The 20,181-nt window shown below is 62.8% G+C and carries 18 protein-coding genes; 1 reads left to right on the forward strand and 17 read right to left on the reverse strand.

Going from position 1 to position 20,181, the window contains the following annotated elements:
• Positions 1-44 precede the first annotated feature (44 nt).
• From M2281_RS07895 to rimP, 9 genes are all read right to left on the reverse strand, one after another.
• Positions 45-1,064: a class I SAM-dependent methyltransferase gene (locus tag M2281_RS07895; RefSeq protein WP_280820511.1), complete on the reverse strand. Its 1,020-nt coding sequence runs from the start codon at positions 1,062-1,064 to the stop codon at positions 45-47.
• A gap of 138 nt (positions 1,065-1,202) precedes the next feature.
• Positions 1,203-3,350, reverse strand: coding sequence for a polyribonucleotide nucleotidyltransferase (gene pnp / locus M2281_RS07900; protein WP_280820512.1), 2,148 nt, complete (start codon positions 3,348-3,350; stop codon positions 1,203-1,205).
• A 320-nt stretch (positions 3,351-3,670) separates the two neighbouring features.
• Positions 3,671-3,940, reverse strand: a complete 270-nt coding sequence (gene rpsO, locus M2281_RS07905; RefSeq protein ID WP_280820513.1) for a 30S ribosomal protein S15 — start codon at positions 3,938-3,940, stop codon at positions 3,671-3,673.
• 161 nt (positions 3,941-4,101) lie between these two features.
• Positions 4,102-5,052, reverse strand: coding sequence for a tRNA pseudouridine(55) synthase TruB (truB, locus tag M2281_RS07910; RefSeq protein WP_280820514.1), 951 nt, complete (start codon positions 5,050-5,052; stop codon positions 4,102-4,104).
• On the reverse strand, positions 5,052-5,468 hold the full coding sequence (gene rbfA / locus M2281_RS07915; protein ID WP_280820515.1) for a 30S ribosome-binding factor RbfA: 417 nt from the start codon (positions 5,466-5,468) through the stop codon (positions 5,052-5,054). The genes truB and rbfA overlap by 1 nt, the downstream gene beginning before the upstream one ends.
• 120 nt (positions 5,469-5,588) lie before the next feature.
• The gene (gene infB, locus M2281_RS07920; RefSeq protein ID WP_280820516.1) at positions 5,589-8,189 is read right to left on the reverse strand and encodes a translation initiation factor IF-2; all 2,601 of its coding nucleotides are present in this window, start codon (positions 8,187-8,189) and stop codon (positions 5,589-5,591) included.
• A complete protein-coding gene (locus M2281_RS07925) occupies positions 8,186-8,836 on the reverse strand; it encodes an RNA-binding protein (protein WP_280821151.1) in 651 nt (216 codons plus the stop codon). The genes infB and M2281_RS07925 overlap by 4 nt, the downstream gene beginning before the upstream one ends.
• Before the next feature lie 38 nt (positions 8,837-8,874).
• The gene (nusA, locus tag M2281_RS07930; protein ID WP_280820517.1) at positions 8,875-10,467 is read right to left on the reverse strand and encodes a transcription termination factor NusA; all 1,593 of its coding nucleotides are present in this window, start codon (positions 10,465-10,467) and stop codon (positions 8,875-8,877) included.
• Between the two features lie 40 nt (positions 10,468-10,507).
• Positions 10,508-11,143 carry a ribosome maturation factor RimP gene (gene rimP, locus M2281_RS07935; RefSeq protein WP_280820518.1) on the reverse strand — a complete coding sequence of 212 codons (636 nt, stop codon included), beginning with the start codon at positions 11,141-11,143 and terminating at the stop codon, positions 10,508-10,510.
• A gap of 248 nt (positions 11,144-11,391) precedes the next feature.
• Here rimP and M2281_RS07940 point away from each other — a divergent pair, with 248 nt between their 5' ends.
• Positions 11,392-11,556, forward strand: a complete 165-nt coding sequence (locus M2281_RS07940) for a hypothetical protein (RefSeq protein WP_280820519.1) — start codon at positions 11,392-11,394, stop codon at positions 11,554-11,556.
• Positions 11,557-11,674: 118 nt separating this feature from the next.
• Here M2281_RS07940 and trmB read toward each other — a convergent pair whose 3' ends face one another.
• From trmB to miaB, 8 genes are all read right to left on the reverse strand, one after another.
• On the reverse strand, positions 11,675-12,382 hold the full coding sequence (gene trmB, locus M2281_RS07945; protein WP_280820520.1) for a tRNA (guanine(46)-N(7))-methyltransferase TrmB: 708 nt from the start codon (positions 12,380-12,382) through the stop codon (positions 11,675-11,677).
• 35 nt (positions 12,383-12,417) lie between these two features.
• On the reverse strand, positions 12,418-13,698 hold the full coding sequence (gene metK / locus M2281_RS07950; RefSeq protein ID WP_280820521.1) for a methionine adenosyltransferase: 1,281 nt from the start codon (positions 13,696-13,698) through the stop codon (positions 12,418-12,420).
• A gap of 159 nt (positions 13,699-13,857) precedes the next feature.
• The gene (locus M2281_RS07955; RefSeq protein WP_280821152.1) at positions 13,858-14,277 is read right to left on the reverse strand and encodes a helix-turn-helix domain-containing protein; all 420 of its coding nucleotides are present in this window, start codon (positions 14,275-14,277) and stop codon (positions 13,858-13,860) included.
• Between the two features lie 130 nt (positions 14,278-14,407).
• A complete protein-coding gene (lnt, locus tag M2281_RS07960) occupies positions 14,408-16,000 on the reverse strand; it encodes an apolipoprotein N-acyltransferase (RefSeq protein WP_280820522.1) in 1,593 nt (530 codons plus the stop codon).
• A 74-nt stretch (positions 16,001-16,074) separates the two neighbouring features.
• Positions 16,075-17,148, reverse strand: a complete 1,074-nt coding sequence (locus tag M2281_RS07965; RefSeq protein WP_280820523.1) for a hemolysin family protein — start codon at positions 17,146-17,148, stop codon at positions 16,075-16,077.
• Positions 17,149-17,175: 27 nt separating this feature from the next.
• On the reverse strand, positions 17,176-17,682 hold the full coding sequence (gene ybeY / locus M2281_RS07970) for an rRNA maturation RNase YbeY (protein ID WP_280820524.1): 507 nt from the start codon (positions 17,680-17,682) through the stop codon (positions 17,176-17,178).
• A 17-nt stretch (positions 17,683-17,699) separates the two neighbouring features.
• Positions 17,700-18,692 (reverse strand): PhoH family protein, encoded by a 993-nt coding sequence (locus M2281_RS07975; protein WP_280821153.1) that lies wholly within the window; start codon positions 18,690-18,692, stop codon positions 17,700-17,702.
• A 66-nt stretch (positions 18,693-18,758) separates the two neighbouring features.
• Complete coding sequence (miaB, locus tag M2281_RS07980; protein WP_280820525.1) at positions 18,759-20,156, reverse strand: tRNA (N6-isopentenyl adenosine(37)-C2)-methylthiotransferase MiaB; 1,398 nt, start codon at positions 20,154-20,156, stop codon at positions 18,759-18,761.
• Positions 20,157-20,181 lie beyond the last annotated feature (25 nt).

Raw genomic sequence — 20,181 nt, forward strand, 5'->3', positions numbered from 1 at the left:
GCATGATCTTGTCCGAAAAGTCTGCAACTTTTCAGGATCACGCTTTAGCGCCGCGCGCTCAACACTTTGAACAGGCTGTTGCGCGCCAGTTCCTGCTGCGTGGCAAAAACCTGCGACAGCGTCTTCTCGTAAGGCAGCTGGCGATTGGCCACCATGATGAGCCGGCCGCCGGGTTTGAGGGCCGCTGCAGCCGCCTTGATCATGCCCTGCCCGATATCCGGCTCGGCCGTGCGGCGCTGGTGGAAGGGCGGATTCATGAAGATGAAGTCGTAGCGGCGTGAAACCGGCTCGCCCAGAAGATCGTGCCAGAAGAAGTTCTTCTGCATCGAACCGGTCGCTGCCAGATTGCGTTTGGCCGCTTCGAGCGAAGAAAAGTCCGCCTCGTAGAGGTCGAGCGTGAAGAGCTTCGGGAAGCGCCCGGCAAGTTCGGCGGCAATAAAACCCCAACCGGCGCAGAAATCGGCCACCGCCCCAAAAACCTTGTCTGGCAGGTTCTCCACCAGGAGCCGCGAGCCGGCATCGATCTCGTCGGCCGAGAACATGCCGGGCGCGGTGGCGAACCGTCCGTCAAGCAGCCGCTCGCCATTGCCGGCCTGCAGCTGTTCGACAATGCTCGCTACTTCCGCAGGACGCCGCAGCCAGAAGGCGATGCCATGATGCTTGGGCAATTGGTCTTCGATCGGCACAAGCTCGCCCAGGCGCTTGCGCAGGCTGGCAATGCCATCGTCCTTGCTGCCTGCGATCAGTATCAGACCGCCCTCTCCTACCCGCTCAAAAGCCTCGGCGATCAGAACCTCATTGGCGCCCCTGTGACGGCCACAGAGCACCAGGGCTGCGTGGTAGCCCTCTCCTTCCGGCAAAGGCGTCACGCGGCTTCCTGAAGCCTCCAGCGGCCTGAACCAGGGGCGAAATCCCTGGACATGGGACAGTTCGGCCTCAAACCCCTCAGGCATGCGAATACCGGGCTCCGCGCCGAGAAACAGCACGCGCTCACTCTTGCCGGGTGGCGGCAGTGCCTCGGCCTCGAAGGGGTGGAACAGGGTTTTTAGCGCATCGCGGGTCATGTGGGCACCTAGGCGGTTCCGACCCAATCATGCAAACGAAAACTCGCCTGCGGAGCGCTTCGCACCGGGTTAGAGTGCCCAAACGAAAACGGGCGCCCTTTCGGGGCGCCCGTTCGAATTGTCAAAAGGCTGCCTGGATCAGGCGGCGGTTTCCTCGTCTTCGGACTTCTTTTCCTTGACGATTTCCTTGCCGGTCTCCTGGTCGACGATCTTCATCGACAGGCGGACCTTGCCGCGCTCGTCGAAGCCCATGAGCTTGACGTAGACCTTCTGGCCTTCCTTGACGACGTCGGTGGTCTTGGCAACGCGCTCGTTGGAGAGCTGGGAGATGTGGACCAGGCCGTCACGCGGGCCGAAGAAGTTCACGAAAGCGCCGAAGTCGGCGGTCTTGACGACCGTGCCTTCGTAGATCTCGCCGACTTCCGGCTCGGCCACGATGGTGTGGATCCACTTCTTGGCCGCCTCGATCTCCTTGGCGTTCGACGAAGCGATCTTGACCGTGCCGTCGTCCTCGATGTTGATCTTGGCGCCGGTCTTTTCCACGATCTCGCGGATAACCTTGCCGCCCGAGCCGATCACGTCGCGGATCTTGTCGGTCGGGATGTGCATGACCTCGATGCGCGGCGCGAATTCGCCGAGTTCCTTGCGGCCCTCGGAAAGCGCCTTGGACATCTCGCCCAGAATGTGCAGGCGGCCATCCTTGGCCTGGCCGAGCGCGACATTCATGATCTCTTCGGTGATGCCGTTGATCTTGATGTCCATCTGCAGCGCGGTGATGCCGTTGGTGGTGCCCGCAACCTTGAAGTCCATGTCGCCGAGGTGGTCTTCGTCACCCAGGATGTCCGACAGAACGGCGAAGCGGTCACCTTCCTTGATCAGGCCCATGGCGATGCCGGCAACCGGCTTCTGCAGCGGCACGCCAGCGTCCATCAGAGCCAGCGAGGTGCCGCAGACCGTCGCCATCGACGACGAGCCGTTGGACTCGGTGATCTCCGAGACGACGCGCAGCGTGTAGGGGAACTGCTCGGCGGCAGGCAGCATCGGGTGAACGGCGCGCCAGGCGAGCTTGCCGTGGCCGATCTCGCGGCGGCCGGGCGAACCCATGCGGCCGGTCTCGCCGACCGAATAGGGCGGGAAGTTGTAGTGAAGGAGGAAGGTCTCCTTGTACATGCCGGTCAGCGCGTCGACATACTGCTCGTCCTCGCCGGTGCCGAGCGTGGCAACGACCAGGGCCTGCGTCTCACCGCGGGTGAACAGCGAAGAACCGTGCGTGCGCGGCAGAACGCCGACTTCCGACACGATGGAACGGACGGTCTTGAGGTCGCGGCCGTCGATGCGGCTGCCGGTGTCGAGGATGTTCCAGCGCACGATCTTGGCCTGGAGTTCCTTGAACACGGTGGCAACCTGCTCAGCCGACCACTTCGGGGCCTCTTCGCCTTCAGCGGCGAAAGCAGCCTTGACCTTGGCCTTGGCAGCGTCGACGGCGGCATAACGAGCCTGCTTGTCGACGATCTTGTAGGCCTCGCGCAGATCGCTTTCGACGACGGCGAGCATTTCGGTCTCGAGCTCGGAATAGGTCGGTGAGGTGAAGTCGCGCGGGTCCTTCGCAGCCACTTCAGCCAGCTTGATGATCGCGTCGAGGACCGGCTGGAAACCCTTGTGGCCGAACATGACGGCGCCGAGCATGACGTCTTCGGGAAGCTCCTGGGCTTCCGACTCGACCATCAGCACGGCATCGCCCGTACCGGCGACGACGAGATCGAGCTTCGATTCCGGCATCACGTCGATATGCGGGTTGAGCACATACTCGCCATTGACGTAGCCGACGCGGGCGCCGCCGATCGGGCCCATGAACGGCACGCCCGAAAGCGTCAGCGCGGCCGAGGTGGCCACGATCGACAGGATGTCCGGATCGTTTTCCAGATCATGCTGGACAACGGTGACGACAACCTGCGTGTCGTTCTTGTAGCCGTCGGCAAAGAGCGGACGGATCGGGCGGTCGATCAGGCGAGAAACCAGCGTCTCCTTTTCGCTCGGACGTCCTTCGCGCTTGAAATAGCCGCCAGGGATCTTGCCGGCAGCGTAGGTCTTTTCCTGGTAGTTGACGGTCAGCGGGAAGAAGTCGAAGCCCGGCTTCGGCTCCTTGGCCGAAACGACGGTGGCCAAGACGACGGTCTCGCCGTAGGTCGCAAGCACGGCGCCGTCAGCCTGACGGGCGATCTTGCCGGTCTCGAGGGTAAGCGGGCGACCCGCCCACTCGATTTCCACTTTGTGGTGATTGAACATGTCATGTCCTTCAAATGCGGGAAGGGCAGCGCGCTATCGCGCGCGCATTCTTCCCTGGCTTGTTCTGGACGAGCCACGGGCAAGACAACGGGAGGTCTGGACTCGATGCGTCGAGGCGACGCGCCAGGCATCCTGCAATCCTGCCCCATGACCGGTCCCATGGGCGTTTCGACCGGCCCTCTGCCTGATCGAAACGGTTGGCGCCTGATTTGCCGGATGAATTCTTGCATGTCCGGCATCTGGACACCCGCGAACCCGATACTTCTGCCGGGTCCGAATGGCAGACCGGCGGACCTTTGTGGGATCCGCCGGTCAGAGCTTTAGCGACGCAGGCCGAGCTTTTCGATCAGCGTCTGGTAGCGGGCCTCATCCTTGCGCTTGAGGTAATCAAGCAGGCTGCGGCGCTGCGAAACCAGAGCCAGAAGACCACGGCGGGAGTGATTGTCCTTCTTGTGGTCCTTGAAGTGCTCGGTCAGGTTCTTGATACGCTCCGAGAGAACCGCAACCTGGACTTCCGGCGAACCGGTGTCACCCTTGGCGGTAGCGAATTCTGCGATCAGTTGCGTCTTGCGTTCGGCAGTAATCGACATCGCGTTTTTCCTTTCGATCTGGGGAAACAAGATGCCCGCAGCCGGGATGTCGTCCAGCAGGGGCCGATGCACATAGCGCCACTTTGGCACAATGCTGCGGCGCGTATAGTCCAAAACAGGCAGAAAGGCCAGAGCTAATGCAAACTGGCCGAATCAGCGCCTCAGACGGTGAACACCCGACGCGGCTTGAACATGCCCGCCTCGATGGCACCGATCGCCACGAGCTTGCCGCGCGCGGTCACGCAGGCGTCTTCGGCCTCCAGCGGCGCATCGCGCCCACGGATGATGACCGAGTTGCCAAGCCTGACCTTGGTTGCCGCGTCGTCAGTCAGCGCGACCTGCGGCAGGCATTCGAGTGCTGCGCCCGTATCGAGCACAAAGTCGTCGAGCGCGGCGAAATCGAGGTCAGCGCCGGAGTTCCGGTCTTCTGCGGAAGGGGCCGCAGCCTCGAGCTCCGCAATCGTGACGAAATCCTCTTCCGTGAAGGGGTCGACCTCCACGCGGCGCAGTGCTGCGATATGGCCATAGCATTCAAGGTCGCGGCCCATGTCGCGCGCCAGCGAGCGGACATAGGTGCCCTTGCCGCATTCGATCTCGAACACGGTGTGCCCTTCGGCGGTGGTTTCGATGATCTCGAGCCGCCCGATTTCGATTTCGCGCGCGGGAATCTCTACGGTCTCGCCTTCGCGGGCCAGATCATAGGCGCGTTCGCCAGCGATCTTGATGGCGGAGAACTGCGGCGGCGTCTGCATGATCACGCCAGTGTATTTCGGCAGCAGCGCGCGGACTTCCGCCTCGGTCGGACGCTTGTCGGAGGTCTTGGTGACCGGGCCTTCGAGGTCATCGGTCGAGCGCTCCTCGCCCCAGGCGACGGTGAACTGATAAACCTTGGCGCCGTCCATCACATAAGGCACGGTCTTGGTCGCCTCGCCCAGCGCGATCGGCAGCATTCCGGATGCGAGCGGGTCGAGCGTGCCGGCATGGCCGGCCTTTTCGGCCTGGAAAAGCCATTTGATCTTGGAGACGGCTTCGGTCGAGCCCATCCCGACCGGTTTGTCGAGAACGACCCAGCCCGAAACCGGCCGGCCTTTTTTCTTGCCTCGGCGACCCATTATTCTTCTTCTTGCTCCTTGTCGTCGTCGGCACCCAAATCCCGCTGCACTTCCGGGGATTTGAGCAGTTCATTGATCTTGGTGAAGTTGTCGAAGCTCGTATCGAGCCTGAAACGGAACTCGGGCATGTATTTCATCTGCCTGAGCGAGTGCGACGCGCGGCCCCGGATGAAGCGCGCATGACGGTTGAGCGCTTCGACGACTGCCTTGTCGTCAGGCGCGCCGAGCGGCGAGACGAAAGCGGTCGCGATTTTCAGGTCCGGCGACATGCGCACTTCGGAGATCGAGATAACAGTCGTCTCGATCAGATCGTCGCGCACTTCGCCACGATGCAGCACTTCGGACAAAGCGTGTCGCACCTGCTCGCCAACGCGCAGCTGGCGCTGGGAAGGCCCGGAAGAGGTAGAACGTGACATATTGGGTGCAATCCTGATTGGAGTGCGGGGTCAAACCGCAGGCACAAAAAGCCAATTCGCCGTACGGCGGCGCAAGGCGCCACCGTACGGCATGTCTAACCAGCTAAACGCGGACGACTATCAGAGCGTCCGGGTCACCATCTCGACGCGGAAGCACTCGATGATGTCGCCTTGGCGGATGTCTTCGTAGTTCTGGAAGGCCATACCGCATTCCTGGCCGACCGGCACTTCGGACACTTCGTCCTTGAAGCGCTTCAGCGTCTTCAGCGTGCCTTCGTGGATGACGACGTTGTCGCGGATCAGGCGCACGCCCGCACCACGCTCCACCTTGCCTTCCGTGACGCGGCAGCCAGCGACCTTGCCGACCTTCGTGATGTGGAACACCTCGAGGATCTCGGCATTGCCGATGAAGGTCTCGCGACGCTCCGGCGACAGCAGGCCCGACATGGCCGCCTTAACGTCATCCACCAGGCTGTAGATGATGTTGTAGTAGCGGATGTCGATGCCAGCGGCCTCGGCAGCCTGACGCGCTTGCGGGTTGGCACGCACGTTGAAGCCGATGATCACGGCACCAGAGGTCTCGGCGAGCGAAACGTCGCTCTCGGTGATGCCACCGGCGCCAGCGTGTACGATGCGCGCACGCACCTCGTCGGTGCCGAGCTTGTCGAGCGCGGCCACGATCGCTTCCACGGAGCCCGCCACGTCAGCCTTGATGAGCAGCGGGAATTCCTTCAGGCCGCTGGACTGCAACTGCGACATCATGTGTTCGAGCGAACCGCGCTGGCCGGCATGCCGTGCGGCTGCCTTGTCGCGCGCCTTGCGCTGGCGATATTCGGTGATCTCGCGCGCCTTGGCCTCGTTGTCGACCACCGCGAAGCGGTCGCCAGCCTGCGGCGTGCCCTGGAGACCGAGGATTTCCACCGGGGTCGCGGGCAGCGCTTCCTTGACGTGGTCGCCGCGATCGGTGACCAGCGCGCGAACGCGGCCCCACTCGTTGCCGGCCACGACGATGTCGCCGACCAGCAGCGTGCCGGTCTGCACCAGCACGGTGGCGACCGGGCCGCGGCCCTTGTCGAGCTTGGCTTCGATGATCACGCCCTCGGCCGTGCGGTTCGCATTGGCCTTGAGGTCGAGCACTTCGGCCTGCAGGAGGATCGCCTCGAGCAGCTTGTCGAGATTGGTACCCTTGGTCGCCGAAACTTCGACGTCCAGAACTTCACCGCCCATCGACTCGACGAACACCTCATGCTGCAGAAGCTGGGTGCGCACCTTCTGCGGATCGGCAGACGGCTTATCGATCTTGTTGATCGCCACGATGATCGGCACGCCGGCAGCCTTGGCGTGGCTGATCGACTCGATCGTCTGCGGCATCACGCTGTCGTCGGCAGCCACCACCAGGATGGCAATGTCGGTCGCCTGCGCGCCGCGGGCACGCATCGCGGTAAAGGCCGCGTGGCCCGGCGTATCGATGAAGGTGATCTTCTGGCCGTTCTTCTCGACCTGATAGGCACCGATGTGCTGGGTGATGCCGCCGGCCTCGCCGGACACGACATTGGCGTTGCGGATCGCATCGAGCAGCGAGGTCTTGCCGTGGTCGACGTGGCCCATGATGGTGACGACCGGCGAACGCGACTCCATGTCTTCGGGACGGTCCGGAATGTCGAACAGGCCTTCCTCGATGTCGGAATCGGCAACGCGGCGAACCGTGTGGCCAAATTCGCCGGCAACCAGCTCGGCCGTGTCGGCGTCGATCACGTCGCCCGGCTTCAGGATCTGGCCCTGCTTCATGAAGAACTTCACGACGTCCACGGCGCGTTCGGCCATACGGGCCGCAAGGTCCTGGATGGTGATGGTCTCGGGCAGCACCACTTCGCGCGAAATCTTCTCGCGCGGCTCCTGATGCATGGCGCGCTTGAACTTCTCCTGACGACGGCGCATGGCCGACAGCGAACGCGAGCGCGCGGCGTCGCCATCGTCCGAGGTGGCGGTGTTCAGCGTCAGCTTACCGCGGCGGCGATCGTCCTCGCCCTTGGTCTTCGTCGGGCGCGCGATCTCGGGCGCAACGACCCGCTTGGCCGGGGCGGCAGCAGCAGCGCCACCACCACCGACGCTGGTACGCGGCGAAGGTGCACTCTTGCTCTTGACCTGGGGCTCGTCGTCTGCGGCCTCGACCTGCTGCTGCGGCGCACGACGGCGGGCTTCTTCCTCGGCACGACGGCGGCCATCGGCCTCAGCCTGAATGCGGGCTTCCTCTTCAGCCTGGCGGCGAGCCGATTCCTCGCGCTCGCGGCGACGGCGCTCGTCCTCTTCCTGGCGACGCTTGGTCTCTTCGGCCGCGCGGGCGCGGTCTTCGGCCTCACGAGCGATCGAACCTTCGAGGGCGCGGCGGCGCGCTTCCATCTCGCTGTTCGACAGTTCGTTCAGGACCATGCCGGAACGCTCAACGGGCGCGGGCCTCGGAGCCGGACGGGGAGCCTGCTGCACCGGGGGAGCGGCCTGGACCTGCGGCTTAGGCGCGATCACGGGGGCGGGTGCCGGCTCCGGCTTTTCGCCGGGCATGGTGAACTTGCGCTTCTTGGTCTCGACGACGACCGACTTGGTGCGTCCATGCGAGAAGTTCTGACGCACCGTACCCTGCTCAACGCCGGGACGCTTCAACGTCAAGGTCTTCTTCGTGTTGACGCTCAAAGTGTTGTCGTCACCCGATTTCGTATCGCTCATTCCATATCCTCTGCGGCATCATCTTCGTCAGCAATTGCCGCAAACATTGCCCGGTCTTCCGAGGATCCGCCCCGGTAACGGTCGAGCGCAACCATGCGCTTCTCCGCCGCTCTTCCCGCGTCGTCGGCGAGAACGGCTGCATGTATCACATTTGTGGCCCCCAATGCCAAACTCAAATCGGCTTCCGAAAAAAGTTTGTAAGCATAGGTCTCGGGCCCACCAGCATATGCTGTGGCCCGTCGCGCCTGAGTAATCTTGCGCAGGCCATCTGCCGCCGCTTCCTCAGCATGAAGCACGAGAAGCGCGCGGCCGCTGCGTACGGCACTTTCCACCTTTGTGGCACCGAGAGCAACAGCGCCGGCCTTGCGAGCAAGGCCCAAGGCGCCAAGCGCCGACTTTGCAAGGAGGCTGTCCACCATCGCGCCGAGATCCGGCGGCAAGGTGACACCCTTCTTGAAAACGCGGGCAAAAAGATTTTTGCCCGCGGCCTTGTCTACATGTAGGCGATCAGCGGTGACCCAGCAACCTCGACCGGGAAGCTTTCTCTTCAGATCAGGAACGACCACGCCATCGGGCGAGACCACGAAACGGATGAGTTCATCCGGCTCGGCGGTCTTGCGCGTGACAATGCAGGTACGATCGTTCATCTCTTCCAAGGTCATATCCAGGTTGATGCGCGGTCAACTTACTCACCGGCGGCTTCGGCTTCGCCTTCATCGGCGGCAGCCTCTTCCTCGGTGATCCAGCCGGCCTTCAGACGCGCGGCCAAGACCATCTGCTCGGCATCGGCGCGGGTGACGCCGAAGCTCGCCAGAACGCCCGGATAGAACTTGGTCTCGCCATCCTTGCGCTCCTTCCAGCCGACGAGATCGTCGACCGCATAGCCGGCGAAGTCCTCGATCGTCTTCACGCCGTCTTCACCCAGAGCCACCAACATCGCGGTGGTGATGCCCGGAATCTCGCGCAGCTCGTCGGCAACGCCCAACTCCCGGCGCTTGCCGTCGTGCTCGGCCTCGATCTTGTCGAGATATTCGCGGGCACGGGTCTGGATCTCAGATGCGGTGTCCTCGTCGAAACCGTCAATCGAGGCGATTTCATCGGCATCGACGTAAGCCACTTCCTCAACCGAGGTGAAGCCTTCCGAAGCCAGCACCTGACCGACCATCTCGTCGACGTCGAGGGCTTCCATGAAGAGGGTCGAGCGCTCGACGAATTCCTTCTGGCGACGCTCGGACTCTTCCTGCTCGGTCAGGATGTCGATGTCCCAGCCCGTCAGCTGCGAGGCGAGACGCACGTTCTGACCGCGGCGACCGATAGCCAGCGACAGCTGGTCGTCCGGCACCACGACTTCGATGCGCTCCGCTTCCTCGTCCAGAACGACCTTGGCGACTTCCGCCGGCTGCAGCGCGTTGACGATGAAGGACGCGGCCGAAGGCGACCACGGAATGATGTCGATCTTTTCGCCCTGCAGCTCGCCGACGACGGCCTGGACGCGCGAACCGCGCATACCGACGCAGGCGCCAACGGGGTCGATCGAGCTGTCACGCGAGATGACGGCGATCTTGGCGCGGGAACCCGGGTCGCGGGCAACCGACTTGATCTCGATGATGCCGTCGTAGATTTCCGGCACTTCCATGGTGAAGAGCTTGGCCATGAACTGCGGATGCGTACGCGACAGGAAGATCTGCGGGCCACGCTGCTCGCGGCGCACGTCGTAGACATAGGCGCGGACGCGGTCGCCGTACTTGTAGCTTTCGCGGGGGATCAGTTCGTCGCGACGGATGATCGCCTCACCGCGGCCGAGGTCGACGATGACGTTGCCGTACTCGACGCGCTTGACCGTGCCGTTGACGATCTCGCCGATGCGGTCCTTGTATTCGTCATACTGACGGTCGCGCTCGGCCTCGCGCACCTTCTGCACGATGACCTGCTTGGCCGACTGGGCGGCGATGCGGCCGAAATCCATCGGCGGCAGCTGTTCGGCGATGAAGTCGCCGAGCTGGGCGTCGGGATTGCGCTCCCGCGCCGAAAGCAGCGAGATCTGCGTCGCGTAGTCCTCGACGTTCTCCACCACTTCCATCAGCCGCTGCAGCTTCATCTCACCGGTCTGGGGATTGATGTCGGCGCGGATATTGGTTTCCTGACCGTAGCGCGAGCGCGCGGCCTTCTGGATCGCGTCAGCCATGGCGGCGATGACGATCTGCTTGTCGATCGACTTTTCACGCGCAACCGCATCGGCGATCTGCAGCAGTTCAAGTCTGTTCGCACTGACTACCATCTTGGTCTCCCTGAACAACGCCGGTTGGCCGGCCGTTCAATCACTCTTCGGTTTCGGTTTCGTCTTCCGCGTCGTCGGCGTCAACTTCTTCGCCACGGTGCTTCTTGGCTTCCTTGCGCGCCCTGTTGTCCTTGCTCAGCGCGTCGCGGATCAGATCGTCGGTGAGGATCAGCCTTGCGTCGGCAATCACCTCGAACGGGATCCGCACCGTCGGCTCCTCGCCATAGGCAGGCTGGTCACGCTCGATCACGACGCTTTCCTCGTCCGCCTCGCCGATCCGGCCACGGAAACGCTTGCGATCGGCAACGAGGACAGAGGTCTCGAGCTTCACCAGATGGCCGGCCCAGGTCGTGAAATCGACCTTGCGCACGAGCGGACGGTCGATGCCGGGCGACGAGACTTCCAGGTGGTAAGCCTTCTCGACCGGATCGTCGACATCGAGCACGGGCGACACGGCACGGCTCACCTCTTCGCAGTCTTCGACGGTCATGGTGCCGTCTTCGCGCTCGACCATGATCTGCAGCGTCAGGCCGTTCTGGCCGAACAGGCGCACACGTACGAGGCGAAAGCCGGTGGCGCGCAGCACAGGCGCAATGATCGCCGCCACGCGGGCGTCGATACCGCTTTCGCGGATGATGCGGTCGTCACCTTCGATATTGCCAGTCTCTGCCGTCATTCTGCTTCCAAGGCTGAGGCCGGTAACAAAAAAGAGCGGGACCGGATGGACCCACTCTCCGTCATACCGACCAAGAATTTGAGATTTACATAACCCAAGGCCCGGCCGTTTTCAAGTCCGACAGGGCGCCGCCAACACGAGAAATCCACCAATGTGTGGGCCGCATGGCTGCCCTGCGCGGCCGGCACTGGCGCTTTCGACCGGCATGAGCTATCTATGCTGCAGTGCAACATCAAAAGGAAATTATCATGTTTACCCGCCAGCGTACCTCCAAGCTGGGCGAACTCTTCATGTTTCTCGGCAACGCGATCGCCGCCGCCTCGGCAGTGTCGCATGGTCGCCAGACCTATGCCGGCAATTTGCATCGTCTCGGCCTCGACGCCGACGAATTCCGCCGGATCAACCGCTTCTAACTGCGAACATAGCTGCCCGGGCTCGATTTTTATCGACGAGGCAATAGCCCTGCGCCGAAATATGAGGCGCATGACTGCGACAGCTCCACTGCCGCGGAAGGCAAGGCGTGATAAAACCCTAGGCTGAAACCTTCAGGAAGGTCAGATAGGCCGAGCGGCGCCCTTCCCTGACGGCCTTTGCCTCGTAGCGCGTGCGGATCCAGCCCGCATAGGGCGTATGCCAGTCAGCAGCGTTGTCAGCCTGCCATTCGAAGGCAGGATGGGCGCGGCAATGCTGCAACGTCCAGTTCACGTAAGTGTCGATGTCGGAGGCGAAGCGGAATTTCGCTCCCTCCGCCATCACACGGGCGAACCGATCGAGATTGGCTTGACCGACAAAGCGGCGCTTCCAGTGACGCTTCTTCGGCCAGGGATCCGGATAAAGCAGGTCGATGCCGGAAATGGAGGCCTGGGGCAGCCAGTCCAGCACCTGCACCGCATCATCATCATAGACCCGCAGGTTGGGCAGCGGCTTTTCCGCCATTGTCGTCATCAGGCGCGCCATGCCGTTGACGAACGGCTCAACACCGATGAAGCCCGTGCCCGGGTGCTGCGAGGCTATGTGATAAAGGTGCTCGCCGCCGCCGAAGCCGATCTCCAGACGGACATCGGCAACGGGCGCGGCAAACAAGGCGCGCGGATCGACGGGCGCGTGCTCGGACAGATCGAGCCCATATTTGGCGAGCCCCGCCTCAAGCGCGGCTGCCTGATAAGGCCGGATGGTCTTGCCATGGCGCCGCCCGAAAAAAGCTTCGCTCGAGCGGCTGGGCCGAGTTTCAGAATTCATGGCAAGAAGTCCGGTAGTTGCGACGGCCTGAGAACTCAGGCCGCCAATGCGTCTTCGGCCGCCACAGCGTCCTTGATGGCCTTGATCAGGTCGGTCTTCTCCCAGGAGAAGGAACCGTCGCGGCCCGGCTTGCGGCCGAAATGGCCGTAGGCGGTGGTCTTGGCGTAGATCGGCTTGTTGAGGTCGAGATGGCGCCGGATGCCCGAGGGCGACAGATCCATCACCTCGCGCAATGCCTTCTCGAGCACAGCCTCGTCAACCCTTCCGGTGCCGTGCAGATCGACATAGATCGACAGCGGCTGGGCGACGCCGATGGCGTAGGACAGCTGGATCGTGCAGCGGTCGGCGAGCCTTGCGGCAACCACGTTCTTGGCCAGGTAGCGCGCGGCATAGGCAGCCGAACGGTCGACCTTGGTGGTGTCCTTGCCGGAGAACGCGCCGCCGCCATGCGGGGCCGCACCGCCATAGGTGTCGACGATGATCTTGCGGCCGGTGAGGCCTGCATCACCATCGGGGCCGCCGATGACGAACTTGCCGGTGGGGTTGATGTACCAGTTGCAGTCGGCAGCAATCTTCAGATCACCAAGCGCCTCGCGAATGTAGGGCTCGACGACGCTGCGAACCTTCTTCGAGTCCCATGTCGGGTCCAGATGCTGGGTCGAAAGCACGATCTGCGTGACTTCGGACGGCTTGCCGTCGACATAGCGAACGGTCACCTGGCTCTTGGCGTCGGGACCGAGCTTGCCGACATCACCCTTGCCTTCGCGGCGTGCAGCCGAAAGCAGTTCGAGGATCTTGTGGCTGTAATAGATCGGCGCCGGCATCAGATCCGGGGTTTCGCGGCAGGCATAGCCGAACATGATGCCCTGGTCGCCAGCACCCTCGGCGTTGGCGTCAGCCGCCTTGTCGACGCCCTGGGCAATATCGGCCGACTGGGCGTGCAGCAAAACATCGACCTTGGCGTGCTTCCAGTGGAAGCCGTCCTGCTCATAGCCAATGGCGCGGATCGCGCGGCGGGCGGCGGAGCGGAACTTGGATGGGTTGATGACCGGATGGCCCTGGGCGTCATGCACCGGCTTGCCATCCTTGTCTGATTTCAGCAGCGTCGCCGGCACGCGAACCTCGCCGGCGATCACGACACGGTTGGTGGTCGCGAGCGTTTCGCATGCAACGCGCACGTCCCAGGCATTCATTCCGGCCTTCTTCGCCTCGCGATAGACCAGGTCAACGATCTCGTCGGAAATTCGGTCGCAGACCTTGTCGGGATGGCCTTCGGAAACGGATTCGCTTGTGAAGAGATAGTTTTGCCGCGTCACGGGTGTCCCCTCTTGAAAGAACGAGCGGCAGGATGCCGCCTTTGGCCAGACACCGTTAGCGAACCCGCGCGGAGCCCGTCAAGCTCGGTTTTTTCGTGGATCAAGCCCTTCGTGGAATTGGCGACCTCAAATCGGCGACCGCGCGCCGGGCGGCGCAGCTCAGTCGTCGTCCGCGGCGAGCGCCTTGACGAGCTCGATAATCTTGCGACGCACCTTGACATCAGAGATCTTGAAGAATGCACGGTTGAGTTGAAGACCTTCGGGACTGGTGACGAAATCCAGGCCGAAACCGGATGAACCTTCTTCGCCGAAACCCTTGCCGGACGCCCCATCCTGGCTCGGGAAGTCTTCGAAAAAGAAAGAAACCGGCACACCGAGGATCGAGGAGATGGCCTGAAGCCGACTGGCGCCAACCCGGTTCGTGCCCTTTTCGTACTTCTGTATCTGCTGAAAGGTTATTCCAAGCTGTTCGCCGAGATTCTCCTGGCTCATTCCAAGCATATTTCGGCGAAGTCTTATCCGACTTCCGACATAAACGTCCGTCGGATTTGGCTTCTTCTTATTTTCCTTGTCGTTCATGTCTTCCTCGCCGCGCTCCGGCTTTTTTCTGCTTTCTTTACCATCCGGCAGCGAGAACGCCCACATCCCCCTTCTCGCCCAGATCGCCCTTTTTAGGGCGGCGTACTATGATTCGCTAATATACAAAGTGTCAATTCAGGCGCTGACGTTGTCCAATCCCCATTCCAACCCCAAAAGCGCCGACAAAAAACAGGATGACCAAACCGTTAAGGCGATTGCTGCCAAATGCCGCCGCATCTCGACCGCCAACCGGAACAGTGGCATCGATGGTTCCGCGGCTATTGACCGACAAGGCATCAACAATACGACCCCGCTGATCCACCACCCCGGAAATCCCTGTGTTGGCTGCGCGAACCAACGGCAGTCCCGTCTCCACGGCGCGTATCTGCGCCTGACGGAAATGTTGATAGGGGCCCGGCGTGTCGCCAAACCACGCATCATTTGTAACATTTACAATAATATCAGTTGACGCAACGTCAACTGCTACCAGATCGGGAAAAATGATTTCATAGCAGATGAAGGGTAGTGTTCTGGCGCCGCCGGGCAGCGAGATCGCATGCCGCTCAATCCCCGGCGCCAAATTCATCGGCCCGGCAACCAACTGCTCCAGTCCGAAGCGCCCGAGGAGATCGGCAAAAGGAATGTACTCGCCAAACGGGACAAGGTGGACCTTATCGACCGCATCGACGATTTCGCCGGCATCATTGATGGCGACGACCGAATTGTAATAGCGCTCCTCGCCCTTCCCCGAAATGCCGGCCTCTCCGCGCATCGCGCCGGCAATCAGCATCTGTCCGCGGTCCAGCAGATCGCCGAGTGCTACCAGCGCATCGGGACGTTCGGTGAAATAGAACGGCACGGATGTCTCCGGCCAGAGGATCAGCTCCGGCTTGGCGCCGCCGTTCTCGGGTGGCTGCCCGGACAGGTCCAGCATCGTGCGGAAGATGCGGTCGCGCACGCCTGCATCCCATTTTTCGCTCAGATCAATGTTTGGCTGGACGATACGGACCGCAACACTGCGCCCATCCGCCTTCACGGGAACCGAAAGCCGCCAATATCCGAAGCCGACATGCGCGGCGACGAGCAGCACGGCGAGCGCCAGACCGACCTTTAGGTGACGCTGCCCCGCCAGAAGAGCGGGCATGGCGAACACCAGAACGGCCAGCGCATTCATGCCGATCAGGCCAACGACCGATACGCTCTGCATCAGAAGCGGCACAGGCATGACCGCATAGCCGATCGCATTCCAGGGGAAGCCGGTGAAGAGGAACATCCGCAGCCATTCGGCAAGCCCGAAACCGAAGGCCAATGCGAAGATGCGGCCGATGCCGTTGCTCCAGGCCAGTCGGGCGACCACACAGGCAAAGCCGTAGAAGAATGCGAGAAGTGCTGGGATTCCCATGACCGCAAGCGGCAGCGCCCAGCCGAAGCTATCGGCCTCGACCAGCACCGCTCCGCCGATCCACCACAGACCGGCGAGGAAATAACCGAAACCGAACCACCAGCCTGTAGCGAATGACGGCAGCATGCGCCTGAGCGGCCCCGCCGAGGCAGGCGCGGCAGCCCCGTCGAGCAGCCAGACGAGGACCGGGAAGGAAACGAAGCAGACCGCGAAAAAGTCGTACGGGGCCTGAGCGAGGACCGCCAGCGCGCCAGCCAGAAATGCGGTGAGTGCGCGCCGCCAACCCCACAGCAAAATAATCCGCCCTGCTAGGCGCTCCATGCGCGACCCCTCATCGCGAGAATCACGCAAAAGATTTAGCAGCAACAGGCCATCGTTCCAAACGTTGTCGGCACTCAGGCCTGCTCTGTGCGAGCCACGCGGCGGCGGCGGTCGCCCTTCTGGCTATGCACGATCCGCACGCGCTTGACGCGGCGCGGATCGGCATCGAGCACATGGAATTCGAAGCCGGGGATTGCCTGGACAACTTCGCCACGCGTCGGCACGCGGCCGAGCGCATTGAAGATCATGCCGCCGATGGTGTCGACATATTCGCTATGTTCGCCGGGCGTGAACTCCTCGCCGATCATCTTGGCGACGTCATCGATCTCGGCCTTGGCGTCGACCACATAGATGCCATCGGCCGTCTGGGTGATCAGCGGCTCCTCGTCGTCATGCTCGTCTTCGATGTCGCCGACGACCATTTCGACGATGTCTTCCAGAGACACCAACCCGTCGGTGCCGCCATATTCGTCGATGACCAGCGCCATCTGGGTGCGCGAGGCCTGCATACGCGCCATCAGGTCCGACGCCAGCATCGACGGCGGCACGAAAAGCACGGTGCGGATCAGGTTGAGCTCGCCCAGCGTGCGCGCAAGATCGACATTGGCAAAATCCAGCACGGCGCCGGTGGGCGCCTTCTTCGGCTGCCGGCCCTTCTTGGTGCGAGCCAATTTGGTGATATGGGCGAGCACGTCGCGGATGTGGACCATGCCGCGCGGGTCGTCCAGCGTCTCGGAATAGACGGGCATGCGCGAGTGACCCGACTGCTCGAAGAGCACCATCAGATCGCCCAGGGTCGTCGCGATTTCCACGGCCTCGATATCGGCGCGCGGCACCATCACATCCTCGACGCGCACCTCGCGCAGCCTCAGGATGTTGTTGAGCATCGCCCGCTCGCCGGGCGAAAACCCTTCCGCTTCGGTGCTTTCTGCCAACGCGTCCGTCAGGTCATCGCGCAGGCTGGATCCGTTTCGGTGCTTGAAGAGGCCGGCTAGGCGTCCGAACAGCGAGGGGCGGTCATGGGAGTGATCGCTTGGCGCACTGCTCGGCTTCGTACTGGGACTAGGTCCCTCTTCGGCGCTTTCAGGCCCGTTGGGCGCGCCCCCGACGTCCGATCTGGCGGCGGCGGTATCTGGGTGTTCGTTCATCGTCGTCCGGTTGGTTGGTCTTGTCTGTTACGCATAAGGATCGGGAATGGCAAGTCTTGCCAGCGCCCGGCGCTCCAGGCCCTCCATCTCCTCCGCTTCTGCGTCAGTTTCGTGATCATAGCCCATCAGATGCAAGAAGCCATGGATCACCAGATGAGTAATATGATGTTCGCGGAGCTTGCCTTCCAGTGCAGCTTCGCGATCGACGGTCTCAGCCGCAAGAATTATGTCGCCCATCATCGGCGGCAATGGCTGGCCGGGCTTCGTCGGAAAAGCTGGGAAAGACAGCACGTTGGTCGGCTTGTCCTTGCCGCGCCATTCGGCATTCAACACCTGGATGTGGGCGTCGTCCGAAAACACCAGGCTGAGCTCGGTGCCCATCGGAGCGTCGGCGCCGGTCTCGGCGAGCGCGGCGCCGACGGCACGTTGCGCCAACGCCTCAAGCTCTTCTTCCGATGGCCAGTTGCCAGCCTCGATCATCAGGTCGATTTCAACGGGAAGCGCAGCCGCGCTCGGCTCTACGGAAATTTGCATGGAGTGCTTTCGGCCTATCAGCGTTCGGAGCCCAGGCCGCGCTCGATCTTGCCGTCGCGTTCATAGGCCCTGACGATCTCGGCCACCAGCGGATGGCGGACAACGTCGGTGTCGTTGAAGCGCACCGTCACCACGCCCGGCACATTGTCGAGGATGCGCAGAGCTTCCACCAAGCCCGAGCGGGTATTTGGAGGCAGGTCGATCTGGCTGGGATCGCCGGTGACGATCATGCGCGAGTTCTCGCCCAGGCGGGTCAGGAACATCTTCATCTGCATCGACGTGGTGTTTTGCGCCTCGTCGAGGATGACGGCGGCGTGCGACAGCGTTCGGCCGCGCATGAATGCCAGCGGCGCAATCTCGATGACCTCGGCGGCGATAGCTCGCTCGACCTTGTCGGCCGGCATCATGTCGTAAAGCGCGTCGTAAAGCGGACGCAGATAGGGGTCGACCTTTTCCTTCATGTCGCCGGGCAGGAAGCCCAGCCGTTCGCCGGCCTCGACGGCCGGACGCGACAGGATGATGCGTTCGACCATGCCGCGTTCGAGCAGCATGGCGGCGTGCGCGACTGCCAGATAAGTCTTGCCGGTGCCGGCCGGGCCGATGCCGAACACTAGCTCGGCCCGCTCCAGCGCGCGCATATAGGCGTCCTGGTTGAGCGAGCGGGCGTAGATGGTGCGCTTGCGCGTGGAAATCTGTGCCGCCGCCATTTTGCCCTTGCGCTCCAGCGTGGGCAAAGTGAGTTGGTCGTCGGCCCCGATCGCCATGCGAATAGCGCCATCGACGTCGGACTGGCTGATCTCCACGCCCTTCTGCAGGATACCGTAGAGATTATCGAGCGCGCGGCGCGCCTGCTCGGCGGCGACGGGATCGCCCTTGATGGTCAGCCGGTTGCCACGTGAATTGATGTCGACGCCTAGCTTCTGCTCGACCCGGGCCAGGTTCTCGTCGAACTGGCCATAGAGCGCACTGGCAAGCTTGTTGTTGTCGAAGGTCAGAACGATATGCGCCATGTCCGATGCCCCTGAGGGCACATTCTTCGCGTCGGCGTTCAACCGTATCTCCTCATCTGGGTGCCCTCAGGCCCGCTCGGCGAACAGGCTGGCGTGGCCCGTGCTCGTGATTCGCGCAGTGATAATGTCACCGATTTTGCCGGCGGTTTCATCAAGAATAACCGGCAGCAGCCAGGGTGACCGACCGACAATCTGCTTCGGCTGGCGACCCGGCTTGTCGATCAGCGTTTCGACCGTCTTGCCCACCAGTCCGCCAATGAAGTCGGCCTGCTGCTGGTTCAGCAGCGCCTGGAGGCGCTGCAGGCGCTCGTCCTTCACCTCTTCTGCGACATGGTCGGTCATTTCCGCACCCGGCGTTCCCGGGCGCGACGAATATTTGAACGAGAAGGCCTGCGCGTAGTTCACCTCGCGCACCAGCTTCATCGTATCCTCGAAATCCGCGTCGGTCTCGCCCGGGAAGCCGACGATGAAGTCGCCCGACATGGCGATATCCGGCCGTGCGGTGCGGATGCGCTCGATCAGACGCAGATAGTCGGCCGCGGTGTGCTTGCGGTTCATCGCCTTCAGGATGCGGTCGGAGCCCGCCTGCACCGGCAGGTGCAGATAGGGCATCAGTGAAGGCAGGTCGCGATGGGCGGCGATCAGTTCGTCGTCCATGTCGCGCGGATGGCTGGTGGTGTAGCGCAGCCGCGCAATGCCCGGAATTTCGGCTAGCCGGTACAGCAGGCGGCCAAGGCCCCATTCGCTGCCATCCGAGCCCTCGCCGTGCCAGGCATTCACGTTCTGGCCAAGCAGCGTCACCTCGCGCACGCCGGCAGCCGCCAGGCGCTCGGCCTCCGCCAAGATCTGAGCTACGGGCCGCGAAACCTCGGAACCTCGCGTGTAAGGCACCACGCAGAAGGTGCAGAACTTGTCGCAACCTTCCTGCACCGTCAGGAAGGCGGTCACGCCGCGGCCGATGATCTCGGCGCGCCTGGGCTCCGGCAGATGGTCGAACTTGTCTTCCAGCGCGTATTCGGTCTCGACGACCTTCTCGCCGCCGCGAACCTTCTTCAGCGCCTCGGGCAGCCTGTGGTAGGTCTGCGGGCCGATCACCAGATCGACCGCCGGCGCGCGCCGAAGGATCTCGCGGCCTTCCGCCTGCGCCACGCAACCGGCAACGCCGATGACCATCTCGCCGCCATTCCTGGCGCGCTCGGCCTTCAGGTCGCGGATACGGCCGATCTCCGAGTAAACCTTCTCGGCAGCCTTTTCGCGGATGTGGCAGGTGTTGAGCAGCACAAGGTCGGCGTCCTCCATGGTCGAGGTCGCGACATAGCCGTCGGCGGCCAGCGCATCCGACATGCGCTGCGAGTCGTAGACGTTCATCTGGCAGCCGTAGGTTTTTACGAAAACCTTCTTGGCCGCTCCTGCCGTCCCGTTGAGGGTCTCGGCGCCGTCCTGAGAAATCTGCTCCAGTTCCATGGGCGGGCTTCTAACGCTTTTCGAT

The sequence above is a fragment of the Pseudaminobacter soli (ex Li et al. 2025) genome, assembly GCF_029892515.1.
Taxonomy (GTDB): Bacteria; Pseudomonadota; Alphaproteobacteria; order Rhizobiales; family Rhizobiaceae; genus Pseudaminobacter; species Pseudaminobacter soli_A.